Source organism: Pantoea sp. 1B4 (assembly GCF_016925765.1).
In the GTDB taxonomy this organism is placed as follows: domain Bacteria; phylum Pseudomonadota; class Gammaproteobacteria; order Enterobacterales; family Enterobacteriaceae; genus Pantoea; species Pantoea agglomerans.
Window position 1 is genome coordinate 1496966 of record NZ_JAEUWZ010000001.1, and the last position, 23413, is coordinate 1520378.

General features: G+C 57.6%; 21 protein-coding genes and 5 pseudogenes. 14 read left to right on the top strand and 12 right to left on the bottom strand.

Features of this window, described 5'->3' with window-relative positions; all coding sequences use genetic code 11:
* Positions 1-74 precede the first annotated feature (74 nt).
* Positions 75-323 (bottom strand): DUF883 family protein, encoded by a 249-nt coding sequence (locus tag JNO11_RS07265; protein ID WP_010246235.1) that lies wholly within the window; start codon positions 321-323, stop codon positions 75-77.
* A gap of 212 nt (positions 324-535) precedes the next feature.
* On the opposite strand from JNO11_RS07265, the gene JNO11_RS07270 reads away from it, so the two are divergent.
* Positions 536-748, top strand: coding sequence for a DUF2767 family protein (locus JNO11_RS07270; protein WP_010246232.1), 213 nt, complete (start codon positions 536-538; stop codon positions 746-748).
* 20 nt (positions 749-768) lie between these two features.
* Here JNO11_RS07270 and JNO11_RS07275 read toward each other — a convergent pair whose 3' ends face one another.
* From JNO11_RS07275 to JNO11_RS07290, 4 genes and pseudogenes are all read right to left on the bottom strand, one after another.
* Entirely contained in the window at positions 769-1098 is a 330-nt protein-coding gene (locus JNO11_RS07275; RefSeq protein ID WP_325177115.1) for a hypothetical protein, read from the bottom strand.
* 25 nt (positions 1099-1123) lie between these two features.
* A complete protein-coding gene (locus JNO11_RS07280) occupies positions 1124-1780 on the bottom strand; it encodes a hypothetical protein (RefSeq protein ID WP_325177116.1) in 657 nt (218 codons plus the stop codon).
* Between the two features lie 23 nt (positions 1781-1803).
* Positions 1804-2362: pseudogene (locus tag JNO11_RS07285) on the bottom strand (hypothetical protein).
* A 61-nt stretch (positions 2363-2423) separates the two neighbouring features.
* Positions 2424-2753, bottom strand: coding sequence for a hypothetical protein (locus tag JNO11_RS07290; protein ID WP_163798278.1), 330 nt, complete (start codon positions 2751-2753; stop codon positions 2424-2426).
* A gap of 214 nt (positions 2754-2967) precedes the next feature.
* Between JNO11_RS07290 and JNO11_RS07295 the strand changes: the two genes are divergently transcribed.
* The 3 genes from JNO11_RS07295 to JNO11_RS07305 all read left to right on the top strand — a co-directional run bounded on the left by JNO11_RS07295 (position 2968) and on the right by JNO11_RS07305 (position 4144).
* Positions 2968-3147 (top strand): hypothetical protein, encoded by a 180-nt coding sequence (locus JNO11_RS07295; protein WP_010246220.1) that lies wholly within the window; start codon positions 2968-2970, stop codon positions 3145-3147.
* A gap of 185 nt (positions 3148-3332) precedes the next feature.
* Positions 3333-3716: a hypothetical protein gene (locus tag JNO11_RS07300; protein ID WP_010246217.1), complete on the top strand. Its 384-nt coding sequence runs from the start codon at positions 3333-3335 to the stop codon at positions 3714-3716.
* A 14-nt stretch (positions 3717-3730) separates the two neighbouring features.
* Positions 3731-4144, top strand: coding sequence for a GNAT family N-acetyltransferase (locus JNO11_RS07305; protein ID WP_187510874.1), 414 nt, complete (start codon positions 3731-3733; stop codon positions 4142-4144).
* On the opposite strand, the pseudogene JNO11_RS07310 reads toward JNO11_RS07305, so the two are convergent.
* Together JNO11_RS07310 and ldcA are read right to left on the bottom strand one after the other, a co-directional pair.
* A pseudogene (locus JNO11_RS07310) lies at positions 4145-4808 on the bottom strand (MBL fold metallo-hydrolase).
* Between the two features lie 22 nt (positions 4809-4830).
* Positions 4831-5755, bottom strand: a pseudogene (ldcA, locus tag JNO11_RS07315) (muramoyltetrapeptide carboxypeptidase).
* A 164-nt stretch (positions 5756-5919) separates the two neighbouring features.
* Between ldcA and emtA the strand changes: the two are divergent.
* A complete protein-coding gene (emtA, locus tag JNO11_RS07320; protein WP_010246204.1) occupies positions 5920-6549 on the top strand; it encodes a membrane-bound lytic murein transglycosylase EmtA in 630 nt (209 codons plus the stop codon).
* Here the strand turns inward: emtA and JNO11_RS07325 are convergent.
* Positions 6542-7516 carry a sugar-binding transcriptional regulator gene (locus JNO11_RS07325; protein WP_010246202.1) on the bottom strand — a complete coding sequence of 325 codons (975 nt, stop codon included), beginning with the start codon at positions 7514-7516 and terminating at the stop codon, positions 6542-6544. The two genes, emtA and JNO11_RS07325, sit on opposite strands and share 8 nt — an antisense overlap.
* Positions 7517-7700: 184 nt before the next feature.
* Between JNO11_RS07325 and JNO11_RS07330 the strand changes: the two genes are divergently transcribed.
* The 8 genes and pseudogenes from JNO11_RS07330 to JNO11_RS07365 all read left to right on the top strand — a co-directional run bounded on the left by JNO11_RS07330 (position 7701) and on the right by JNO11_RS07365 (position 16769).
* Positions 7701-8642 (top strand): D-ribose ABC transporter substrate-binding protein, encoded by a 942-nt coding sequence (locus JNO11_RS07330; RefSeq protein WP_010246199.1) that lies wholly within the window; start codon positions 7701-7703, stop codon positions 8640-8642.
* A gap of 2 nt (positions 8643-8644) precedes the next feature.
* On the top strand, positions 8645-8938 hold the full coding sequence (locus JNO11_RS07335) for a hypothetical protein (protein WP_325177117.1): 294 nt from the start codon (positions 8645-8647) through the stop codon (positions 8936-8938).
* Between the two features lie 34 nt (positions 8939-8972).
* Positions 8973-10760 carry an ATP-binding cassette domain-containing protein gene (locus JNO11_RS07340; protein ID WP_325177118.1) on the top strand — a complete coding sequence of 596 codons (1788 nt, stop codon included), beginning with the start codon at positions 8973-8975 and terminating at the stop codon, positions 10758-10760.
* A 2-nt stretch (positions 10761-10762) separates the two neighbouring features.
* Entirely contained in the window at positions 10763-11869 is a 1107-nt protein-coding gene (locus JNO11_RS07345; RefSeq protein ID WP_010246189.1) for an ABC transporter permease, read from the top strand.
* 200 nt (positions 11870-12069) lie between these two features.
* Positions 12070-12901: pseudogene (locus JNO11_RS07350) on the top strand (transketolase).
* A complete protein-coding gene (locus JNO11_RS07355) occupies positions 12894-13838 on the top strand; it encodes a transketolase C-terminal domain-containing protein (RefSeq protein WP_010669881.1) in 945 nt (314 codons plus the stop codon). The pseudogene JNO11_RS07350 and the gene JNO11_RS07355 overlap by 8 nt, the downstream one beginning before the upstream one ends.
* A gap of 2 nt (positions 13839-13840) precedes the next feature.
* Complete coding sequence (locus JNO11_RS07360; protein WP_010669882.1) at positions 13841-15328, top strand: FGGY-family carbohydrate kinase; 1488 nt, start codon at positions 13841-13843, stop codon at positions 15326-15328.
* Between the two features lie 20 nt (positions 15329-15348).
* A pseudogene (locus tag JNO11_RS07365) lies at positions 15349-16769 on the top strand (L-fucose/L-arabinose isomerase family protein).
* A gap of 111 nt (positions 16770-16880) precedes the next feature.
* Here the strand turns inward: JNO11_RS07365 and JNO11_RS07370 are convergent.
* Both JNO11_RS07370 and JNO11_RS07375 read right to left on the bottom strand, forming a co-directional pair.
* Positions 16881-18011, bottom strand: coding sequence for a mechanosensitive ion channel family protein (locus JNO11_RS07370; RefSeq protein WP_031592912.1), 1131 nt, complete (start codon positions 18009-18011; stop codon positions 16881-16883).
* Between the two features lie 96 nt (positions 18012-18107).
* Entirely contained in the window at positions 18108-18842 is a 735-nt protein-coding gene (locus tag JNO11_RS07375) for a flagellar brake protein (RefSeq protein ID WP_143790609.1), read from the bottom strand.
* Between the two features lie 211 nt (positions 18843-19053).
* On the opposite strand from JNO11_RS07375, the gene JNO11_RS07380 reads away from it, so the two are divergent.
* Complete coding sequence (locus tag JNO11_RS07380; RefSeq protein WP_010246168.1) at positions 19054-19302, top strand: GlsB/YeaQ/YmgE family stress response membrane protein; 249 nt, start codon at positions 19054-19056, stop codon at positions 19300-19302.
* 68 nt (positions 19303-19370) lie between these two features.
* On the opposite strand, the gene JNO11_RS07385 is transcribed toward JNO11_RS07380, so the two are convergent.
* Together JNO11_RS07385 and treA are read right to left on the bottom strand one after the other, a co-directional pair.
* Positions 19371-21470, bottom strand: a complete 2100-nt coding sequence (locus JNO11_RS07385) for a TonB-dependent siderophore receptor (protein ID WP_325177119.1) — start codon at positions 21468-21470, stop codon at positions 19371-19373.
* A 191-nt stretch (positions 21471-21661) separates the two neighbouring features.
* Complete coding sequence (gene treA, locus JNO11_RS07390) at positions 21662-23347, bottom strand: alpha,alpha-trehalase TreA (RefSeq protein ID WP_325177120.1); 1686 nt, start codon at positions 23345-23347, stop codon at positions 21662-21664.
* Positions 23348-23413: the final 66 nt, after the last annotated feature.

Below are 23413 nucleotides of genomic sequence, written 5' to 3' on the forward strand. Positions count from 1 at the left end.
TCTCAGCCGGCGGAAGGCGGCCTGGCAAAAAAAACGGAAGCCAGTGGCTCCCGTTCTGTTGACGTTCAGCGCGATTACTTGCGGCCCAGCAGGAAGCCGATAAATACGCCAACGCCTGCAGCAACGGCCAGACCTGCAACAGGATTGGATTGAACCTGATCTTTGATACAGTCAGCAGCATCGCGGGCAGCATAGCTTGCCTGGTTGGTGTAACGGCGTGCTGCGCCTTTAGCCTGATGCTCAGATGAACCGGTTGCTGCACCCCATTGTTCCTGAACTGCGCCAGCGGCTTCTTTTACTTTATCTTCGATTTTTCCTGACATTTATTGCTCCTTGGTTTTGAGTGAGACCCTCAAAGCGTAGCAAAGATAGTGAATTCTGCTCCTCCAGCGGAGGAAAATGGGCTAAAAAATCATTTCTGGCTGTTAATGGCGCTGCGTTTGCGGGTAAGGGATTTACTGTCTAGCCTTTGGAAAGAGAGGCGCACTCAGGCGCTGCCACAGCCATAGCCAAAGCTACAGCCGGAGGATAAGCAATGAAACGTGATGCACTGAATGATGACGACTATGACGAAGTCTGCCGGGTCATTGGCGATGCGGTCATTGTGCTGTCGGAGCGCGGCCATGACACCCGCCGTGGCGAAATCTACGACCTGCTTAAACGTATACGTCAGCAGCGGGCCCACAGTGAACGGGATGAGCAGCGGATGCTGGATCATGCTATCCGGCTGATTAAGCCTGAGGTTTAGCATAGTGCGGAAACGCTGCGCTACTGCAGCAGCACGCCCTGAATCAGACTGGCCTCAACAATCGTAACCTCATTAATTTTCAGCGCCTGCATATAACCTTCAACCAGTAAGAGATTGCTGACATCAGTGGCCCGGTAGTCGCCCGGGAGTTCACTGTCGCCTTTCCAGACCTGCTGCTGCGACAGCTGACTTAATGTCGTCAGGCTGTAACGATGGGGTTTGCCCGGTAACTGATTGCGGATTGAAAAACCATGGACGCCGCCGATGCCAATGACCCGACGGCTCGCCAGATCCTGTTTAATCTGCGGACTGACCTCATTAGCGGCATAAAATTGCACAAAGCGCAGCACCGACTGCCGCCAGGAGCCAATCGGATTAGGGGGATTTGGCCTCCGGGCTGTTCTTCAGCACCGTCAGAATAAAGTTTTTCAGCGTCACCGAGGCCAGTTTGCCCTGATAGATATCTGCAACCGGCTGACCCGCCTGCTGTCGCCAGGCAGTCATCTGCATCGATCCCCCACCAATATCCCAGACCAGCAGCTGCTCATCACGGATCGCCGGATCGTTAAGCGCGGCTTTAGCGGAGAGGAAACCGAGTTTCGCTTCCTGCTGCTGCGAGATGATGCTGATTTGCGCACCGGTCTGGCGCTGCAACTGATCGATGACCGCCTGACCGTTGCTGGCGTTGCGGAACACCGCCGTGGCAACGCCGCTGATCCGCTGTGGATGAAAGCGCTGTGCCTGCGTTAAAAGCTGCTGCAGGGCAGCGGCACCTTCATGAGTCATCGCCGGGCCGAGCTGATTATCTGTTGAATGCGCTAAGGCCTCGTTCCAGGCCACGGCGCGCTGATCCTGATACAGCATCTTTTCGATGCGCAGCTGGCAGACATTGACACGGGCTACCGCAATTTTGGTGGTGCCGGAACCGATATCCAGACCGGCGCGAATTTGCTGGCAACGATCGGCCTGGACAGCAGCGGCAAAAAACAGTGAGCAGAACAGCGTGACAGCAGACAGCGCAGCAGAACGCATAGCGACTCCGGGTGCAATGAGGATCAGAGTGAACGGGCGGCGACGCAGGCCGGATAGACGCTCACCAGGAAGTGACGCAGATGATCAAAACACCATTCGGCGTCATCCGCCTGCGGGCAATAGAACTGAATAGTGATCTTTTCATAATCGCGCTGACGCTGGCGCAGCGGCGACCAGCTCCAGTCGAGTACCGAGCGGGCATAATTGACCAGCGTCTCGGCGGGCATCTGGTGTTGCTGCTCCTGCCCGGTCAGGTAGCGATAAAAGTTCGCTTCCAGCTGCAGCGCCTCCTCAAAGCCGTGTTGCGGCAGGTCGGGACGAAAAGCCACATCGATAAAGCCACAGACCGCATCTGCCTGCTGCTGCCAGTCGCAGGCCAGGGTCATAAACAGCCCCTCCTGCAGATTGATCTCCTCGACCAGCCGCCGCAGATTCACTGAATGGTTCAGCACCGCGATCTCCTCAAGGCGACCGGTTTCCAGCGTCAGATCAAAGCCACAGGGATTCACGGAGCCATCCGCATTGCGGGTGGCGGGGGAAGGGGAAGTCGATATAACCGTTGTTATCCAGACGCTTTTCCATCGGGGAGACCTGCTGCTTGACGTTTCCTGACAATAAACCATCTGGCAGCAGGATTCATCCCTTATGGACAGGTCCAGATGATTTGGGTGTCCTGGTAAGGGTTGATCAGGCGGAACTGCTTATCTGACAGGCGCTGCGCGTAATAGCCCTCAGGCGTGACGGCGGAGGGAACATATTTAAAGCGATCCAGCGACTGCAGCGGGCCACTCTTAACGCTGACCTTATCCCGGGTCACGGTGAAGCTATTAACCAGATCAAAAATCACGCCCTGGGTATGCCCCATCGACTGACCATAAATTGTCGAGACCTCACCCGGACATTCCACCCCTTTCGGGCCAGATGAACATCCAGTCACCATCGCGATGAGGATAAAAATGCTGAGACGCATCATGATTTTCTACCTGCTTCAATCCCTGGGAGTTTCGTGGCGCAGAGTCTATCCTGCTGCGTCACTGATTACTTAATCATAGCAGTTTACGCTGCGCTTCCTGTTTGTGATTTGTTTAATCGTTAAGCAACAGGAATGTAAAAGGGTGACTTTGCTTATCAATAAACGTTATTCTTGGCTCCTTTGCGCACCACTTAGGCAAATTCAGGGATAAATGATGAACGAAGAAGAAGCAAGTCTAATGATTATTCGCCATGCGATTGACCAGTTAGAAGCCGATAAGAAGCAACAGGTGATCGCTTGTTCAGCGGATATACGTGCAGCAATGCAGGCTTATGATAGCGAGAATGCCGGGCTGGCACTGATGTTAGTGGCCGCCGAGGTAGCAGCCGAATAATCATATCCGGTCAGTGTGGCAGCCTGTTACGCTGGCCGGATTACTTTATTTTTTCTCAACTTTCAGATTTCTTCGCACGCCGATTCTATCTTTCAATGGTCTTGCTGCGGGTTGCCCCGCGTCCCTTCTCCGTCCTGTGATGTGTTAAGCTAAAAAAATCTCAATAAAATCAGCGGAGAAACAGCATGAAGGCAGCATTAATTGCCCTGGGCCTGCTGGCCTGTCACATCGCACCCGCCTGGAGCGAGACGGAATTTCAGCTTAACTGTCCCGGCCGGACAACCATGACCGTTTCGCGTGCCGAATATGGGTTAACCACGTTAATGTGGCCGCCGGGGCATTTCCAGATTGCTGCCGGTCAGCAGCGTACCCGTTTAGAGGCGGGTGATAAGGTGGCGATTACCCGCTTTCGCAATGGCGATCAGCTGATTGTGAACCAGCGCAGCCAGGCGACCTTTTTTGTCTACCGCGACAGCGATAAACTGCTGCCCTGCAGCCGCAGCGAAAAACGCGATGTTGATGCGTTGAGCCTGGAGCGCTACGACGATCGTCAGCACTCCGACACTTAACCCCCGGAGCCACTATGCAACCCGAGATTACCGATAAGGTCACGACGCAGGATCTGGATGAAGTCAGGCTGGGTCTGACTGCGTTCAACAGCAAATATATTAATACAGATGAGATCAGATCGATCGGCGTGTTTATTCGTGATGACCAGGGCAAAAAGCTGGCCGGACTGACCGGATCAACCGCCGGAAACTGGCTGCGGATTGATATGCTGTGGGTGAGTGAGGCGCTACGCGGGCAGGGGGCGGGCAGCAAGCTGATGCAGGCGGCAGAGCAGGAGGCGCGGGATCGCGGCTGCCGCTTTGCCCAGGTGGATACCGCCAGTTTTCAGGCGCGACCGTTTTATGAAAAGCTCGGCTATACGCTGCGCTTCAGCCTGGATAACTATCCGCGGCATCATCAGCGCCACTATCTGACGAAAGCCCTGTAATCAGAATAATGGTTGCTGACGCAAATCCAGCGGATGCTGTTCTGCTTCATCAATCGCGGCCAGCCAGCTTCTGCAGCGTAACTTTTTTCCAGGAGAGATGCCCGCGCGTGGTACTCATCAGCACCACGTCGGGACGCAGGGAGCGGTAAAACTCCAGCGTCTGGCTCAGCTCAGCCGGATTACTGTCCGGCACCAGCACCGTGATCCAGCGGTCATGCGAACGCGTCACGGTATCGCCAACAAACAGATAGGTCAGCCCCAGCGGCGAGGTGTAGAGATAGCTGCAACTGCCCGGTGTGTGTCCTGGCGTTGGCAGCAGATGGAAATCCCCGAAGTGCGTCTCCTGCTGCGAAAAGGTGTCATCAGGCTCAGCAAAACGGCTGATGGGGCCCAGCGATCGGCTATGGCAGTAAAGTGCGCTGCTGAAGCGCTGCTGGATCAGCGCCGCACCGGGCGCGGATTCATGCCAGTGGGTGAGGTAGTGGCGGATCACGCCGCCAGTATCGGCCATGACTTCATGATCGAGCGGATTTTCTACGCGGCCAATCAACAGATTGCCGCGTGGGTGACGCAGCATAAAGCCATGCATCATCAGGTCATTAACGGCATCTTCCACCGGAAATTCCGGGGTTGAGATCCACAAATCGTCATACAACGGCTTCAATGTCGATCTCCTGAAACAAACGCTATTCCCGCAGGACGGGATGCCCGGTCGCCTGCAAACGGGCGTGGCCCTGGCTGACCGCTAATCGTGCGCTGGCACCCAAAGGCAGTGTTACGGTGTCAGCGGCATGACCAAAATCTAATCCACAAATCAGCGGCAGACCGGTGGTGTCACGCAGTCGCTGCCAGACGGTGCTGAAGTCAAACCCGTTGTCATATTCCGTCAGGGCTGTACTGGTGAAGCTGCCGGTAACGATCGCCCGCTGTCGCGCCAGAATGCCGCTCTGCTGCAGCTGAATCAGCATGCGTTCAATGCGGAACGGATGCTCATTCACATCCTCAATCACCAGAATGCCGTTCTCAAACTGCGGCATCCACGGCGTGCCAATCAGTGAGCAGATCATCGCCAGATTCCCGCCCCACAGTGTACCCTGCCATTCACCCTCGTCAGGCGTTTCGCTTTGCCATGTCACCTCTACTGTAGGTGAAGTCAGTGCCTGCCAGAAGTGGTGAAGGGTAAATTCAGATAAGGTCGCGGCGCCGAAGTTACCGGCCAGCATCGGTGCGCTGAAGGTAATCAGGCCGACCTGCGCCAGCAGGGCCAGCTGAATCGCGGTGAAGTCGCTGTGGCCGCACAGCGCCAGCGGCTGATTCAGCAGACGGCGTTGCAGGCCGATGTAATCGATGGACTCCAGTAACCGGCTGGCACCATAACCGCCACGCACCGCCAGCACCACATCGGGCAGCGTGCTGAGACTGGCAAGCTGGTTGATATCCGCCAGGCGCTCCGCGTCCGTACCGGCGAAGCGCTGAAAACGGCGGGTGATCACCTGCTCGTTCTCTACCTGATGGCCGGCCGCACGCAGTCGTGCAATGCCCTGCAGCGCCGCAGGCTGATTGTGACAGTAACCGGAGGGGGGAGATAAGACGAACTGAACGTGAAATCATCATACTTTCCTGCTGTTAGCGCCTGACTGACGGCGATGATGGCGAAAAGCGCCGCTGAAGTCACGGTACGCGCCGCATTTTCATGCATTTAGGATAAACGGTAATTTTGCTCTCAGGCTGCCTGGGTATGATAGCATTCGCCACAACAGCTACGAGATGAAAAATTGCTGAAAATCCGACACCTTATACTCTCAGCGTTACTCCTGACCGGCTGTGCCAGCGAGCCACCGCACCATGCCGTTAAGCAGCGCAACACGCCATTAACTCAGGCACCGCCGTCCAGCGTCAATGGCACCTGGGCGATGTTTACCGAAGATGCCGCCAGTCATTATGGCGTTGATGAGAAGTTGATCAGCGCCATTATCAGTGTCGAGTCGGGTGGAAATCCGGGCGTGGTGAGCCGTTCAAATGCGGTGGGGCTGATGCAGATTAAAGCTTCGACCGCCGGGCGCGAAGTTTATCGCACGCTGGGCCGTCGTGGACAGCCGTCGAATGCCGAGTTGCGCGATCCGGCCAAAAATATTGATATCGGCACCGCCTATATCCGCATTCTGCAGAACTCCGCGCTGTCGGGCATCCGCGATCCGCTGACCCTGCGCTATGCCACCATCGTCTCTTATGCCAACGGCGCAGGGGCGTTACTGCGGACTTTCTCCAGCGATCGCGATCGGGCCATTGCGATGATCAATGCGATGTCACCGGATGAGTTCTATCAGCATGTGCAGAACAAGCATCCGGCGGCGCAGGCCCCGCGCTATCTGTGGAAAGTCACCACGGCTTACCGCACTATCTGACCGGTTGTGATGAATCCTGCGGCGTGAGCAGTAGCCGCGCCGTGGGATAGTCGATGATCAGCACCTTGATGTAGCCGCCCAGCAGCGCACCGCGAATCGCCTGCGCTTTCTCTCTTCCGCCTGCCAGCCCGACCACCTGTGGACACTGTTTCACCTGCGCCAGCTCCATACCAATCACCGGATCTTCTTCTGCTTTCAGCACCGGCTGTCCGCAGGCGTCGAAATAGTGCAGACAGATATCGCCTACCGCGCCGCGCGCCGCCAGCGTTTGCAGCATCCTGCCATCGTAGTAGTTGCCCGAATTACGTAACAGCGCCGACGGCTCCAGATCGCCAATGCCGACAATCGCCAGGTCGACCTGCTCAAATTTACTCAGCACCTCGGCGACCTCTGCGTTGGCAGAGAGCCGCTGGCGATCGCTGACCGAATGCTCAATCGACTGGGACGGCAGCAGCCAGGCGGGGCAGTTCAGCAGCGCCGCCAGATTTTGCGTCAGAATCGTGGCCTGCACATTGCCGTTAGCCCCGACGCCACCCAGCAGCTGGATCACCCCTTTGCAGGCGCTGTTGAGCGGATGCAGCGCATCCACCATCGCCCGGATCGTGCCGCTCCATGACGAAATACCAATCAGCTCATCGTTTCGCAGTCGGGTCTCCAGATAGTGAGCGGCCGCCGATCCAATCGCCTGCTTAATCTGCAGCGACGACGCCTGGTCCGGCACATCCACCACAATCGCCTGCGGCAGGTTATAGGTCTGCTCAATGGCCTTTTCCAGCTCAGGGTAGACGTTGGCTGGTGGCACCACGCTGATCTTGACCACACCTTCTTTCACGCTGCGATTAAGAATGCGTGAGACAAACGACTGCGATAAGGTCAGCGACTGCGCAATCTCTGACTGCTTCAACCCTTCGACATAGTAAAGGGTGGCAATTTTCACCATCAGTCGCTGTTCATCCTGTTTTGCCATCGGTTTTTCCCTCTCTGATTCTGCCCGGTATTGTTAACCAGGATGATCAAAATCACAACGCAGGCTAATTTGTGATCGTTTTCGCTTTTTTGACGATCGCGCATTGGACGGCACGTCAGCGCGGGCGCATAGTCATTATGCATATAAAATCGCGTGTGAATATATATTCAAGCGGAGAAAAATAATGACTCGTCCTCTGATCAAACTGACCCTGCTCGCATCGATGCTCGCCTTTTCAGCGACCGCGCTGGCGGCAGAGCAAGGCCTGCTGGCGATTATCACCCCATCCCATGACAACCCGTTCTTTAAAGCCGAGGCGGAAGGGGCCTTAGCGAAAGCCAAAGAGCTGGGTTACGCCACGCTGGTGGCGTCGCACGATGATGACGTAAACAAGCAAAACCAGCTGATTGAGACCGCGATTGCGCGCAAAGCCAAAGCGATCATTCTTGATAACGCTGGTGCCGACGCCACCGTCGGGCCGGTGCAGAAAGCCAAAGATGCCGGGATCCCGACCTTCCTGATTGACCGGGAGATCAACAAAACCGGCATCGCGGTAGCGCAGATCGTCTCTAACAACTATCAGGGGGCGCAGCTGGGCGCGGAGAAATTTGCGAAATTGCTGGGCGGCAAAGGGGACTATGTTGAACTGCTGGGCAAAGAGTCTGACACCAACGCGGGCGTGCGGTCGCAGGGCTATCACGATGTGCTGGATGACTACAGCGACATGAAAATGGTGGCTCAGCAGAGCGCCAACTGGAGTCAGACCGAAGCCTTCAGCCGCATGGAAACCCTGCTGCAGAAACACCCCAACATCGTGGGCGTCATCTCCGGTAACGACACCATGGCGCTGGGTGCCGAAGCCGCGCTGAAAGCCGCCGGGAAAACATCGGTGATCGTGGTGGGCTTTGATGGCAGCGACTACACCCGGGATTCGATCCTCAACAAAGGCAATATTAAAGCGACGGTGCTGCAGCCGGGCTGGGATCAGGCGCAGATGGCGGTCACGCAGGCGGATTACTACCTGAAGAACGGCAAAGCGCAGAAACAGGAGAAGCAGCTGATGGACTGCGTGCTGATTGACGACAGCAACGCCGCTAAGCTGAAAAACTTCAACCTGGCGAAATAACCATGAAACGGATGCTGGCGGTATTGACCGGTATGACGCTACTCAGCGCCTGCACCGTGGTGGATCTGGATGCGGACGGTAAGCCGATCCTGCCGAAGGATCCGCACGCGAAACCCAGCTATACCACCCAGACACCGCAGCAGATTGCGGAAGAGACCTGGCAGCCGCGCGTGATGACCACCGCGAACAGCCATGCGCTGAGCTGGGCCGACATGGAGGCGAAAAGTCAGACGGTCAAACCCGGCGGGCGCGAAAGCGTCTTCGTGCGAGCCGGGGGGGACAGCCAGCGCCTTTGATGAGAGTAACCCGCGTGAACGCACGCTGACGCTGATGATTAACGGCAAGCCGGTGGCGGTCAGTGTCGGGCCGGTGCTGCGCAGTAACGCTATCCGGGATGCCGCCGGATTCCGTTTCGAAGAGTTTACCAATCAGGTGCAGTACGCCCAACTGACCCGGGCGCTGAACCGTCACGCGGTGAAGCAACTGCCACCGCTGGATGCCAGCTGGGTCAACCAGCCGGTGCAGGCGCTGCTGGCTGTAACCATCGGGCAGAACAGCGTTGAAGATGTGGTAGCGGTTGAGCTGAAGCGGGGGGACGCCCTGATGGACGATGAGATCATTCTGCGGGCCGAACAGATATCGATGCTGTTCCCCGGCACGCTGGCGCTGGATCGCGTCGACTATCGGGTCTGGCGCGGCAAAGTTAACGTCATCATCGGTGAGAATGGGGCGGGAAAATCGACCCTGATGAAAATTCTGGCCGGGGTACAGCAGCCCACGGCCGGTTCGCTGTTCCTGAATGGCGAGCCGCTGACGCTGAGCAGCACCCGCGACGCCGCCCGGCACGGCATCGGCATGGTGCACCAGGAGCTGAATCTGTTTGAGAACCTGACGGTGGCTGAAAACCTGTTTCTGGGCCGGGAGATCCAGCGCGGCCTGGCCCCGATCAACGAGGCGGAGCAGGCTCGCCGCACCGCCGCGCTGATGGCGCGCCTGGATCAGCCGATTTCACCCCATGAGCGGGTCGGTAATCTCAAGGTGGGTCAGCAGCAGCTGGTCGAGATTGCCAAAGCGCTGGCGGAAGATGCGGACATCCTGATCCTCGACGAGCCGACCTCGGCGCTGAGCAAAACCGAAGTGGAGATCCTGTTCCGGGTGATCCGCGACCTGACGCAGCAGGGCGTTACCGTGATTTACATCTCCCACCGGCTGGAAGAGCTGATGGCAATTGGCGACGTGATCACCATTCTGCGCGACGGGCGCTTTCAGGCCGAAGCGCCGGTCAGCAGCATCGATGTGCCGTGGATCGTGCGTGAGATGCTGGGCAGTGAACCGGTCACCACCTTCCTGCCGGAAGCGCGTGAGTTTGGCGCGCCGGTGCTGGAGGCGCAGCACATTACCTGCGTCAGCCCCAATGGCAATACCCTGGTGAATGACGTCAGTTTTCAGGTGCGGGCCGGGGAAATTGTCGGGATTTACGGGCTGATGGGCGCAGGCCGCACCGAGCTGTTTGAGTGTCTGCTTGGCAGTCAGCGCCACTATCTGGGCAAGCTGTGGCTCGACAGCAAACCGCTGCCGACCCGTCTGCCCACCGCTGACCGTATCCGCATGGGCATGAGTCTGGTGCCGGAAGATCGCAAACGCGCCGGGATTTTCCCGGTCTCATCGGTCGCCAGTAATCTCACCATCGCCAGCCTGTGGCGGCGTCTGTCGCATCGCTTTGCCATTGCCCATCAGGCGGAGCAGCAGGCGGTAAGCCAGACGGTGGGCAACCTGGCGATCAAAATCTCCTCGCCGGACGTGGCCATCAGCGCGCTGAGTGGTGGCAACCAGCAGAAAGTAGTGATTGGCCGCGCGCTGCTGACCAATCCGCGTCTGCTGCTGCTGGATGAGCCGAGTCGCGGCATTGATGTCGGTGCAAAAGCAGAGGTGTTTCGCATGATGGTGGCGCTATCGCAGCAGGGCATTGCAGTACTGTTCTCCACCTCGGACCTGAAAGAGATTATGGCGGTAGCCGATCGCATCCTGGTGATGTCGGGCGGCAAACTTACGGCTGATCTTCCCCGCGACCAGGCGGAAGAGGCAGCGCTGGTGAAAGCAAGTGCGCAGGGGTTCTGAGCATGAAAAGCAATGACAGCGTCGCGCTGACCACACTTCCGGCTAAGGCGTTCAGTTCACGTGAAAGCATTCTGCTGCTGCTTCTGAAGCTGCGCACTTTTATTGCGCTGATTCTGATCGTCGGCTTCTTCGCCATCACCGTGCCGGACTTTCTCGCCACCGGCAGCCTGGTGATCATGGTGAAACACATCGCCATCAACGCCTTTCTGGCGCTGGGCATCACCTTTGTCATTATCACGGCGGGAATTGACCTGTCGATTGGGGCAACGCTGGGACTGTGCGGCATGATCGCCGGCTGGCTGATTACCAAAGGCATTGTGCTGCCGATGTTTGGCATCGCTATTTTTCCCAGCGTCTGGGTGATTGTGCCGGTAGTACTGCTGATCGGCGCGCTGATTGGCGCGGGCAACGGCTGGATCATTACCCGCTACAACGTGGCACCCTTTATCTGCACCCTCGGTACCATGTACATCCTGCGCGGCGCGGCGATGCTCACCTCCGGCGGCGAGACCTTTCCTGGTCTGCAGGGGAACCCGCTGCTGGGCAACACCGGTTTCGATCGGATCGGTGCCGGAACCTTTCTCGGGCTGCCCTACGCCATCTGGATGATGGTGGTGCTGGCGCTGGTGATCGCCTACATCGCCCGTCGCCTGCCGTTTGGCCGTCAGGTCTATGCCATCGGGGATAATGAACGTGCCGCTGAACTGTCAGGTGTGAAAACCCGGCAGGTAAAAATTCTGGTCTACACCCTGTCGGGATTCTGCGCGGCGATTGCTGGCATCGTGGTCTCATCGCAACTGGTCGCCAGCCATCCGGCTAACGGCACCGCGTTTGAGATGAATGCCATTGCCGCCGTGGTGCTGGGTGGCACGTCGCTGGCGGGCGGACGCGGCACCATCCTCGGTACGCTGATTGGTGCGTTCGTCATCGGCTTTCTGGCGGATGGCCTGATCATGATGGGTGTCAGTGAATTCTGGCAGATGGTGATCAAAGGCATCGTGATTATCATCGCGGTGATCATCGATCAGACCCAGAGCCGGATGCAGCAGAAGGCGGCCGTGGTGGCTCAGAAAGCGTTAATCGAGGAGGGGACACCGGCAAAACCCTGACGGGGAAGTGCGTGGAACCAGACAGGGGGGAGCCGCTGTGTGATTTCTGGCAGCGGACGGCCCGGACGGCCTGCCCGGTTTAACGGGCAGAGTAGCGAACAAAGGGCGGTTCAGTTTATTAGCCCCTTTTTTTCAGGCACAAAATTTTTTAACCAACGTGAATATATATTCATAAACGATTTAAAATTCAGAGGTAGTGTATGAATCCTTTCAATCTTCCGGTCGATGACCTTGAGCGTCGGGCGCGGGCAATCCGCCGCCGCATCATCCAGCTTAACGCGGGCAGCCCGGCAGGCGGTCATACCGGCGCTGACCTGTCACAGGTAGAGATCCTCACCGCGCTCTACTTCCGCATTCTGAACTGCGCCCCGGATCGCACAGAGGACGATCAGCGTGACATCTATATCCAGTCCAAAGGGCATGCGGTGGGGGGGCTATTACTGCGTACTGGCGGAAGCGGGCTACTTCCCGACCGACTGGCTGGCAACCTATCAGCATGCCGACTCGCATCTGCCTGGCCATCCGGTACGGCAGAAAACGCCGGGCGTTGAGCTGAACACCGGCGCGCTGGGTCACGGCCTGCCGGTGGCGGTGGGCATCGCTATCGCGGCGAAAAAAGATAACAGCCCGCGCCGCATCTTTGTGGTGACCGGCGATGGTGAACTGGCTGAAGGCAGCAACTGGGAGGCGGCGCTGGTGGCGGCGCATTACGGCCTCGACAACCTGATCATCATCAATGACAAAAACAAGCTGCAACTGGCGGGCGCGACCCGCGACATCATGAACACCGATCCGCTGCCGGAAAAATGGCGCGCCTTCGGGCTGGAGGTCACCGAATGCAACGGCAATGATATGGCGGCGGTGGTCGACACCATTGAAAACCTGCCGAAGAACGGCAAACCGCAGGTGATTGTGGCGCATACCGAGAAGGGATTTGGCGTCTCCTTTATCCAGAGCAAGGCGGAATGGCATCACCGGGTGCCGAAAGGCGAAGAGATCGCACTGGCACTGGAGGAACTGAAAGATGAGTAATGCACAACATTTAGCAAGCGTCATGGTCACGGCCTTTATCGACGCGGTGAATCGCGGTGTGGATCTGGTGCCGGTGGTAGCGGACTCCACGTCGACGGCCAAAATCGCCCCCTTTATCAAGGCGTTTCCCGACCGGCTGATTAACGTCGGCATCGCTGAGCAGACGCTGGTGGGCACGGCGGCCGGTCTGGCGCTGGGCGGCAAAGTCGCAGTGACCTGTAACGCCGCGCCATTTCTGGTGTCACGCGCCAATGAGCAGGTAAAAGTCGACGTCTGCTACAACAACACCAACGTCAAACTGTTCGGGCTGAATGCCGGGACCAGCTATGGCCCGTTAGCCAGCACGCATCACAGCATTGATGACATCGCGGTGATGCGCGGTTTCGGCAACATCGAGATCTATGCGCCTTCCTGCCCGCTGGAGTGCCGTCAGATCATCGATTACGCCCTTGAGCATGTCGGGCCGGTCTATATCCGTCTGGATGGCAAAGATCTGCCGCAGTTGCACGAAGAAAGCTACCAGTTCAGGCCGGGCGCGATCGACCTGTTGCGTGAAGGCAGCGACATCGCACTGGTGGCGATGGGCTCAACGGTTCACGAGGTAGTTCACGCTGCTGAGCAACTGGCTGAGCAGGGCATTTCAGCCGGTGTGATCGCGGTTCCATCGATTCGACCTTGTGATACCCAACAGCTGCGCAACCTGTTAAATCACTACCCAGCGGTGATTACCGTAGAGGAGCATAACGTTAATGGCGGTGTCGGCAGCCTGGTGGCCGAAGTGCTGGCGGAAGGCGGCTGCGGCATCCCGCTGTTGCGGCTCGGCATTGCAGATGGGGAATATGCGATTGCCGGCGATCGCGCCTCGACCCGCGCCCATCATGGCATTGATGCCAGTAGCGTGGTGAACAGTGCAGCGCGCATCTGCGCAGGAGCATAAACATGGTGGGACCCCTGATTCTGGCGATCGACGAAGGCACCACCAATGCTAAAGCGATTGCGGTTGATCGTGATGGCCGCGTGGTGGCGCGCGGCAGCCAGAGCTTAACCCTGCAACACCCGCAACCAGGACTGGCTGAGCAGGACCCTGTGGCGATCTGGCAGGCGGTAAAAGAGGCCATTACCCATTGCCTGGCAGCCTGTGGTGGCGCGCCTGTCGCGGCTGTGGCGATCAGTAATCAGCGCGAGTCGGTGCTGATCTGGCAGCGGCGTGACGGCAAGCCGCTGACGCCGCTGGTGAGCTGGCAGGATCGACGATCCGAGTCACTCTGTCGCGACCTGCATCAGGCGGGCAAAGCACCTCGCATCACCGGTTTGACCGGCCTGGCCGTTGACCCGATGTTTCCGGCCGCCAAGCTGACCGGGATGCTGGCCGCCATTCCTGACGGCGCGGCGCGGGCGGCGGCGGGTGAGCTCTGTATCGGCACGGTCGACAGCTGGCTCAGCTGGCAGCTCAGCGCCGGCGAGGTATTTATTACCGATCATGCTAACGCCTCCCGTACTCAACTCTACAGCCTGCATCTTAATGACTGGGACGACGAGCTGCTGACGCTGTTTCAACTGCCGCGCGCCGCGCTGCCGCGCATCACCGCCTCAGCCAGTGAACAGGGCGTGGTCGCGGTGAGTGATATTCCCGGCTTAGCGCCAGGCACGCCGATTCTGGCGCGCATCGGCGACTCTCATGCCGCCTTACAGGCGCAGCGGCGCGGCGAGTCTGAAGTGGTGAAAGCCACCTACGGCACCGGATCTTCCCTGATGATGTCCATGGCGACGCCGCTGCTGACGGAAAATGGCCTCAGCACCACCGTGGCCTGGCATGACGGCACGCTGCGTTATGCCTTTGAAGGCAACATCACCCACACCGGTTCCGGTGCCGCCTGGCTGGGCAGAATGCTCGGCGTGCAGGAGCCGCGCGAGCTCACCGCGATGGCGCAGCGCTGCGACGACAATCAGGGCATCTATTTTGTCCCGGCGCTCTCTGGCCTGGGCGCGCCCTGGTGGGATCTGCAGGCGCGCGGCATGGTGTGCGGACTTACGGATGCCGCCACACCCGCCGTGCTGGCGCGGGTGGCGCTGGAGTCGATCGTCTGGCAAATCGCCGACGTCTTTTTTGCCATGGAGCAGGCCAGCGGCCAGCAGCTTCCGGCGCTCTGTGTGGATGGCAGCGCCACCGAAAATAGCTGGCTGATGCAGTTACAGGCGGATGTGTTACAGCGGCCGTTGCAGCGGGTGCCTACCGCCGAGGTCTCCGCGCTGGGCGCGGCACTGCTGGCAGGCAAAGTGCTGGGATGGTGGCAGCAGGGCAGTGATATGCAGGCGCTGCAGGGCGGCAGCGTCATCATGCCGCGTGAAGAGCACGCGCAGCGTATGCAGGAAAACTATAAAGGCTGGATTGACGCCGTTGCACGCTGTCGTTATCAGCCACATTAATCCTTATCCGGAGCAGAGCCATGTCAACACTTCCTCAGCAGTTAACCTTCGGCGTCATTATTGGCAACCGGGGTTTTTTTCCCAGCTATCTGGTGGGCGAGGCGCGCCAGCAGGCGGTCGCGCTGTTTGAAAAGATGAATATTAATACGGTGATGCTGGATGAGAACCAGACCAACCTGGGCGGCGTCGAGACGCGTCAGGAGGCGAAAACCTGCGCCGCGCTGTTTCGCCAGCATCGCGAAGCGATTCACGGCATTGTGGTGTTGCTGCCAAACTTTGGTGATGAAAAAGCCATCGCGGAAGCGCTGCGTCTCGCCGGGCTGAACGTGCCGGTACTGGTGCAGGCCGAGGAGGACAATCTGGATAAAATGGGACTGGCGACCCGCCGCGACAGCTTCTGCGGCAAAATTTCACTCTGCAACAACCTGCGGCAATATGGCATCCCGTTTACGCTGACCCGTCAGCACGTCTGCGCCCTGAGCGGCGACGTGTTTATGCAGGATCTGCAGCGGTTCAGCCAGCTCTGTCGGGTGGTGAATGCTATGCGGCGGGTACGCGTCGGGGCGATTGGTGCCCGGCCCGCCGGATTCAACACCGTGCGCTACAGCGAAAAGCTGCTGGAGAAGATGGGTATCGCGGTGGAGACCCTGGATTTATCGGAGATCTTTACCCGCACCAACCGGCTGCGCGATGACGATATCCGCGTGGCAGAGAAGCGTGAAATCCTGGAGGCCAACGCCGATGCGCGGGGGGATTCCGGGTGAAAAACTGGTGACCATGGCCAAACTGTTTGTGGTGATCAGCGAGTGGATCAGCGACAACGATATCGATACCACCGCCATCCAGTGCTGGACGTCGTTGCAGGAGAACCTGGGCATTAACGTCTGCTCAATCATGAGCGTGATGTCGGGCCAGCTGATGCCCAGCGCCTGCGAAGTGGATGTGATGGGGGGCGCTGTCGATGTATGCGCTCGCCAGTTGCTCGCTGAACCCCGCCTCGCTGGCAGACTGGAACAACAACTTTGGCGACGAGCGGGACAAATGTGTGCTGTTTCACTGCGGTAATTTCGCCAGCGCCAGCCTGGAGTCAGCGACCATGGGCACGGCGGATATCATCGGCACCACCGTGGGCAAAGAGAACACCTGTGGCGCAGTGCATGGCCGCATGAAGCAGGGCGATCTGACCTATTTCCGCCTCTCTACCGACGACTTCAGCGGCGAAATCAAAGCCTATGTGGGAGAGGGAATGTCGGTCACCGATCCGCTGGACACGGTAGGTTGCCGTGCGGTGATCCAGGTGCCGCAGCTGGAGACACTGCTGGCGTGGATCTGCAGTAACGGCTTTGAGCATCATGTGGCGATGAACCACTCTGCCACGGCTGGTGTGCTGCAGGAAGCGTTCAGTGAGTATCTCGGCGTGAGCTGCTACCGGCATCAGTAAGCGGTAAGGCGGAACGGCTGAAGGCAAGGGATGAAGCAGCCGGTGCGGTCACGATTCCGCCCGCACCGGCTTGTATGCCCGCCACGCCTGAAAAGGAAGGCAGGCACTGATTTAGCGCGCCATTCTGCGCACCTCGTCATCGTCATTCTGTACCGCAACCAGATCCACCGGTGGCAGATTGCCGCCGCTGAACTCCACCTGACGAATCGGGAAGGCGAAGCGGATATTTCGCTCTTCCAGTGCCGCCATCAGCTGCAGGTTAATCTCCTGCTGTATATCCATGTACTTATTGTAATCCGCATCCAGCACAAAATAGACCACTTCAAAGGTCAGTTTTGAATCCTCAAAGGCCAGGAAGTGGGCGCGGTCAAAACGGGTGGTCTCAACGCCCTGGATAATCTCTTTCACCAGCGGGCTGATCTCCCGGACCTGCTCTGACGGCGTGGCGTAGCTGATACCAAACTTAAAGACGATGCGGCGCTGCTGCATGCGCTTGTAGTTGTGGATCGTCTGCTGCAACAGAATGGTATTTGAGCAGACAATCTGCTCGCCACTCAGGCTGCGCAGTCGGGTGGTTTTCAGGCCGATGTGCTCAATGGAACCGGCAATGTCACCAAAGACAATAAAATCGCCATGCTCAAACGGCTTATCAAAGCCTATCGCCAGCGAAGCAAACACATCGCTCAGTACGGTCTGAATCGCCAGCGCAATCGCGATGCCCCCGACCCCGAGACTGGCGACCAGTGCGGTAATGTTGATGCCCATGTTCGACAGAATGGCCAGGAACATCATAATCCAGACCACTACCCGCAGCAGAATACCGAGGATCACCGTAGTGACCGGGTTGCGCACGTGCAGCGGGTCACGCAGCAGACTTTTCAGCCATAGCCGGATGCCACAGTCGAGCCACAGAGCGAGCTGTACAATCAGCGCCAGGAACCAGCCGTGCGCGATAGTTACACTCCACGACGCGGGCAGATCGACAAACTTCAGGGCAATCAGTAGCGAAAAGATCAGCAGCAGGGTCTGGCTGGTACTGCGCAATATCTCCACCAGAATCGCAGTGGCGCGAACATGACGATGTTCGCTGTAAAGGGCAATCCGGTTGGAGATAAAGCGAATCAGAGTACGTAATATCCAGTAAATCACCAGCGTGGATACCACCACGATGGCGCTGTTTAGCCAGAGTTCCTGATTAAAAAAGAGGGAGTGAAAACGACGTGAAGAGAGCCAGTTTTCCATTGGGGAGGGTCTCCTTGCTGGGTTCCGGTTTAAAAGAAAACAAGCAAGAAGCATAGCCTGGATGCGGCCCACCTGTGTGGCGCATCCGTAAAGCGGTTACTGGAATCGGGTCGATTTATCGCGAGCCAGGCGCTCAAGGGCAAAAATAATCTGCTGAAGCTGCCGCTCCTGCGCCGGGTTCAGCGTGGCAAAACGAAAGCTCAGTCGCGGTGTGATGCGGGTTTCATTTTTGCCGGTTACCACGCTACGCTCGCCAATGCTCAGCAGCTTTACCGGTACGTCAAAATGGCCATACTCGCCCAGCTCGACCCGGAACGGGTTGAAGCTGTCACCATCCTGCAACCCGTCCGGCAGCGCTTCATCGACCAGCACGCCGATACCGCCCAGCGACAGATCCTGCAGACGCAGGCGCGTTTTCCTGCCATCGGGCCACACGGTATAGCACCAGAACTGCGGCTCAAGCGGGGCGCAGACCCGGAAAAACTCACGTCGCTGGATCTGCCACAGCAGGTCTGGCAGCGGCGCGCTGAAAGCGGGTAACCCTTCAAACTCCACGATTTCCAGCGCGGCGAGGCTGAACTCCACCTTAGCGCCGTAGGTTTCCGCAGTGATACTGAGATCGTCGCTGGTCAGGGCATAATCGTTATCCAGATTATTACTGCCGAGGTCAAACAGCAGGCGATCTTCATCGGCAGCCAGCATCCGGCTGATAAACTGCCCACGCGGAAAGCGCACCAGTAATGGCGTCTGCAATCGCAGCAGATCTTTCATAACGCCAAGAACCGCCAGCGTGCCACGTTTTAGATATTGTTCCTGGTCGGCTTCTTTCACGTCCTGCTCCACAAGGGGGGTTACTTTATTGATGCGTTTTTTTTGCCTCGTCTCGGTTATCGGCGCGGCAAAAAAAAGCTTTAGCATGCTATTCATCAATAATAACTGTGAGCAGGCAGGCATTTTTTGAAAAGCTGGTTATACTTATCGCGGTAAACCGCTTGATTAATCAGGCGTTCACGATTTAATCAAAAAAAGGAAGGAGCAACAGATGGGTATTATTTCCTGGGTCGTCTTTGGCTTAATCGCGGGTATTCTGGCGAAGTGGATTATGCCGGGTAAAGACGGTGGCGGTTTCATTCTGACTATCGTTCTGGGTATTATCGGTGCAGTAGTGGGTGGCTGGATCAGTACGCTGTTTGGCTTCGGCCGCGTCGATGGGTTTAACTTCGGAAGTTTTGTGGTCGCTGTTATCGGTGCCATTGTGGTGCTGTTTATCTACCGCAAAGTACGCAGTTGACCGTAAAGGTTTAAACGAAAAAGGGGACGAAGCGATTCGTCCCCTTTTTTTTATCTCTTATTTTGCAATCAGAAGTCGTAACCGACTGTCGCCATTACACTGCGCTCTGCGCCCCAGTAGCAATAGCCCGTGCCGTAACAGCCCGCTACATAGGTACGATCGGTCAGGTTATTGGCATTGACCTGCACCCATGCACCTTTCAGGCTGTTGTTCCAGACGCCGAGATCGGCCCGCACTGACGCATCAAACAGCGTAACAGACGGCACACGCGTGGTGTTTTCATTGTCCGCCCACTGTTTGCCGATGTAACGCACGCCCGCACCCGCACTCAGACCATAATCAAACTGATAGTGACCCCAGAGTGCAGCCATGCTGTTGGGTGTGACATATGGCGTATGTCCGTCATTGCCATCCACCGACTCTTTAAAGCGCAGATGATTCAGCGTATAGCTCGCCACGGTGCTCAGACGCGGGGTTAACTGATTACGCGCTTCCAGCTCGATGCCCTGTGAATGCACTTTGCCTGATGGCGTATAAGTCGCCGTCAGCACGTCGCGGTTCGCCACATCTTTCTGCGTCAGGTCATAGACCGCCACGCTATAGAGATCGCGGGTGCCGACCGGCTGATATTTCACCCCGGCTTCATACTGCTCGGCGGTAGTCGGCTTCAGCAGATTGTCGTTGGGATCGGTGAGCGCGGTCGGAGTAATCGCCTGGCTCCAGCTGACGTAAGGCGAGATACCATTGTCGAAGGCATAGAGCAGTGCTGCGCGGCCGCTGATGTGATCATCCTGACGGCGGTCGCTGCCGCTGTTATTGGCGACAATGCGGTCATAACGACCGGAGAGATCCAGATGCCAGCGATCCAGCTTCATCTCATCCTGCAGATAGAGGCCGGTCTGATAGTAGCGACGGGTTTTATCGGCCCAGGTGTAATCAGGCATGTCGCCAACCTGTTCACCAGTCCGTGCATTAAGCTGGTTGGCCGAGCCGCCAGCGGCAGTGATCTCATTTTTATAACGATGATACTCAGCACCCAGGGTGACGCGGTGCTCCAGCTCGCCGGTATCGAACTCCGCCTGTAAGCGGTTATCGGTGGACCAGGCCGAGAGCGACGAGCGCTCGCCAGAGTAATAGCGGTTCAGCAGATCGGGATTCACGCTGTCCCAGCCAATCTGATAGACCTGATCGAGATCGACATTCGAGTGGCTGTAGCTGCCGGTCGAGGAGAATGACCAGACGTCGTTAAAGCGATGAGCGAAATCGAAGCTGTAGATCTGCTCGCGACGCTTGAACTGATCGAGATCGCTGTTGCCCTCATAAAAGCCGTTGCTCAGCTTGTAGCCGTTGTGTTCGGTGAGGCTGCCGTCACCCGGTACCGAACCGTGATAGCCGCCCGACGGATCCTTCTGCAGATAGGCTTTCAGGATCAGATGCGTATCTTCATCCGGCTGCCACATCAGCTGCGGCATCAGCGCATATTTCTCTTCGCGAGTGTGATCGTACTGGGTATCACTGTTGCGGGTCACGCCGGTCAGGCGAAACGCCCACTGATCGTTGATGGCATTGGTGTAGTCAAACATCGTGCCGGTGGTGGCGTTGCTGCCCGCCTGCAACTGGATGTGACCCTCTTCGCTGAACTGAGGACGCTTGGTGACCATGTTCACCAGTCCGCCCGGCACCGTCTGACCATAGAGCGCAGAAGAGGGGCCTTTGATCACGTCGATGCGCTCAAGGAAGGCGTTATCCACCTGCAGGCCGTTGAAACTGCCGCCGTCGCTCATCAGCCGCATGCCGTCTAGGAAGGTGTTATCGACATCGCCGCCATGGAAGCCACGCAGTGCAATAGTGTCGTAACGGGTTGCGGCACCGCCGAAGTTGGTGAAGACGCCGGAACTATAGCCCAGCGCCTGGTTCAGGGTCAGCGCGCCCTGATCCTGCATCTGCTGACGGGTAACCACGGAAATCGATTGCGGCGTGGTGATGAGCGGACGATCGCTTTTGGTTGCGCCCTGGCTGGTCGTCGCCAGATAGCCCTGGGTCGGCGAGGTCGAATCTTCCTGCGGTTGCGCGGTTACTACCATATCGGCAGCATAACTCAGAGCAGGCGCGGTCAGCGCCAGGGTGCATAGGGGAACATAACCTTTCAGCGACAATGACAGTTTCATCAAAATTCCTTTCTTGGCAAAGGTTCAGGCAGGTGAATAAAAGCTTTGATAGGCAATCTCATTATCATAATGAGAATTATTACCTTTTGTAAATTGGCTGCAATTTTGCCTGTTGATGAAAGAAGGTCAAGTAAAATTCGCGGAAATGAAGTGGGGATACCCCCGGCAAGGCCAGAGGTATCCAGAGTGGATTAAGGTTGTGAGGCAGACGCCTGCGGAATATCGTGGGCGCTGTTACAGGTTTTATCTTTCGGGCAGTACTTATCCAGCAGTTTCAGCGTGACGCCGTTGGTCCAGCCGAAGCCATCCTGCAGCGGATATTCACCGCCACCGCCGCCGCCGAGATTTTTGCCATCAACGACATATTTCTCCACCAGCTTATGCTCACGGTCATAGGTGTTCTGGACGTTTTGCAGGAAGCGTAATCCCACCTCTTTCGCCAGTTTTGGCTGGTTGTAATGCTCCAGACCTTCCACAGCAACCCACTGCAGCGGTGCCCAGCCATTGGGTGCATCCCACTGCTGACCGTTGTTCACGGTGGTGGTCACCAGACCACCAGGTTTCAGCAGCTGTTTTTCCACTGCGCTGGCGGTGCTTTCAGCCTGCTTATCGCTGGCGACCTGCAGATAGAGCGGGAACAGCGCGGCAGCAGTCAGCTGAGGATGGACCTGCTTTTTCTGCCAGTCATAATCGGCGTACCAGTTCTGTTTGCTGTCCCACAGATAGCGGTTGATCGCCGCCTGGCGCTTCTCCGCGCGATCGGCAAACTGCTTCGCCAGATCGCTCTGCTTGTTCATCTGATAGCCTTTCGACAGGGTCTGCTCCAGATGGAACAGCAGGCTGTTGAGGTCAACCGGGGCCAGCTGCGTGGTACGAATTGTCGACAGGTTATGCGCATCGGTAAACCAGCGCGAACTGAAATCCCAGCCCGACGCCGCACCGGAACGCAGCTCACGGTAGAGTTCGGCTTTATTGCGCTGCGGCGCTTTCTGCGCGGTGGCAATGTCATCCATCCAGGATTCTGTACGTGGCACGTCGCGCGCATCCCAGTAGCGGTTGAGCAGGCTGCCGTCCGCCAGCTTAATCACGCGCTTGCTGGCTGCGCCCGCCGCGACTTTATCGCTGTCTGCCATCCAGTAGTCATACTCTTTCTGCAGCTGCGGCAGATAACGGGTATAGGCTTTGCCGTTATCGTGCGTCGCCAGCAGATCGACCATCAGGCTGAAGAACGGCGGCTGTGACCGGCTCAGATAGTAGCTGCGGTTGCCGTTGGGAATGTGGCCATAGCGGTCGAGCAGCGAGGCGAAGTTATCCACCATATCCTGCACTTTATCCCAGTGCCCGCTCTCGGCCAGCCCCAGCATGGTGAAGTAGCTGTCCCAGTAATAGACTTCGCGGAAGCGCCCGCCTGGCACCACATAGGGTTTGGGCAACGGCAGCAGCGAGTCATACTGACCGGCGCTGCTGGTGGTGCGCGTCAGCACCGGCCACAGGCCATCAATGTGGTCACGCAGGTTTTGTCCGGCTGGTGGCACATATTTGTCACCGGCCGCGGGCAGGGTAAAGTTGGCATCCACAAAACGCTTAAGATCGAAATTGCGCTGTTTCTTCTGCATCTGCCAGTCGGCAAGAATTGAGGCGGGATCGAATTTCGGCACCGCGTCCGCAAAGGTCTTTTGATCGGGATAGAACTTCGCCTGTTGCACGGCATTAAACAGCGGTCCTAAACGAACGTCAGGCGGCTGCGGCTGATTATTCAGCATGCGACTGTTGTCGTCGGCCTGGGCAGTGAAGGCGGGTACGCTCAGCAGCAACGTGAGCAGAAAGGGCACATAACGCTGACGCCGTGGAGCGGCGTTTACCTCAATTTTTGTCATCGGTTTTTCTCCTTGTCCGAAACGCGGCCGCGCGTAACGCATTGACCACAGGACCAACTTTAGACC